We start from the raw sequence: 1,193 nt of genomic DNA on the forward strand, positions 1-1,193 counted from the left end.
CGGCCCAACGCCCGCCAGGGGCGTTCCGACCATCACCCTCCCATCTGTGCCCCCCCCAGCGGCAACGGCGGCGGCGGGCCTGACCACCGCGCGCATCACCGCCAGGGTTGTCCAGGGCGCCCGGCCCGTGGCGGGGATGCGGGTCATCCTGCTCACCGCGCTCGACACCATCCTCGGCCAGCAGGTGACCGCCGACGATGGCACCGTCGCCTTCGACATGCAGATCGCCACCGGGACGCGGGTGGATCTGGCCATCCCCGCACTCGGCATGCGCGTCCCTGTCGACGCGGCCGCGCCGGATCTCATCGTGGCCCTACCAGCGGAGGCACCGTAAGCATGGCACCCGTCATCACCTCCGATCAGTACGCCGCCGCGCAGTCCGAGATGGTGATCTCCTGGTGGCGCGATTGGACCCGCTTCCTTACGGCCCGCGGCACGCTGAACACTATCCAGCTGCAGCGAATGTCCGGCACCATGACGACGGTCGCGGACGCCTTTGACCAGACCCAGGCCAAGGGCAGCGCCGAGGCCCAGGAGCGCCAGGCCACGGCCACGCTGGATCGCCTCCCGGCGGCGCGGCGCACCGTCTTCGAGGCGGAGCTGAACGACCGGGTTGCGCTGCTTCAGCAGGCCGCCGGCACGGCGGCGAGTGAGGATCTGACCGCGTTTATCCGCCAGGCGCTCCACGAGTTCACCGAGCAGGCATACGGCCGGGTCACGACGGGGAAGCACGCCTATAAGGCAGCGGTTCCCTGCGAGGCCCGGGCATGGTTCAGCTTTGAGCCGAAGTACATTGACTCCCTGCCGCCCGAGGCCGCCTGGAGCATCGCCCGCCCCGAGCAGGGGCCGCCGCCTCAGTGGCAGCTGATCGCCGCCATCGCGGGCATCATCGTGATCATCGCCGGCATGGTGGCCTACTACCTCTGGCCACAGCTCTCCCCGGCGCAGGTGGTGATCGCGGCCGCGCCGGCGACCATCCTCGTCAACGAAGCGCCAATCACGCCCTGGCCGGTGCGCGCGGTTGTGATCGGCGAGACCGCCCTGCCCGTCGCCCGCCTGGATGCGGAGGCGTGGCCCGCCGCCCCGTCAGACGTGGCCGGCTGGCGCACCTCCGCCGTGTGGCCGGCGGAGCTCTGCCTGCCCGCGACGGCGGCAGATCCGCTGCCTACCGCGATCACGCTGCTCAGCGCCGG

2 protein-coding genes are annotated in these 1,193 nt (G+C 71.5%); both read left to right on the plus strand.

What is annotated here, in order from left to right; all coding sequences use genetic code 11:
* The coding region (locus tag K2Z83_RS28535) for a hypothetical protein (RefSeq protein ID WP_220598560.1) at positions 1-334 on the plus strand (334 nt) is incomplete at its 5' end.
* Positions 335-336: 2 nt separating this feature from the next.
* Positions 337-1,193: hypothetical protein (locus tag K2Z83_RS28540; RefSeq protein ID WP_220598561.1), on the plus strand; the 857-nt coding region annotated here is incomplete at its 3' end.

This window comes from Oscillochloris sp. ZM17-4 (assembly GCF_019599295.1).
GTDB lineage: Bacteria > Chloroflexota > Chloroflexia > Chloroflexales > Chloroflexaceae > Oscillochloris.